Below are 220 nucleotides of genomic sequence, written 5' to 3' on the forward strand. Positions count from 1 at the left end.
TCCTTCCGTTTTTGAAGAAAATAAAAGATACTAAAGTAGAGATAGTAAACATCCATTTTTTTACTATAACCTTTGACTGAGGCAACTAATAACTCAAAATCCTTACGGTACCGTATTTCCTTTGATTTTTCGAAGCCAAATACGTGCCGGTTTCCATAGTACTGCTTTTAAGTACCTACTAATTTGTAAGTACGTCCGTGAACTGTTTGTGTGAAGCTGT

The 220-nt window shown here is 35.0% G+C and carries 1 pseudogene; it reads right to left on the bottom strand.

Going from position 1 to position 220, the window contains the following annotated elements:
* Nucleotides 1-102: 102 nt before the first annotated feature.
* A pseudogene (locus ACYQ73_RS28410) lies at nt 103-220 on the bottom strand (IS4 family transposase); the annotation flags it as partial.

It is taken from the genome of Lysinibacillus sp. CTST325 (assembly GCF_054665055.1).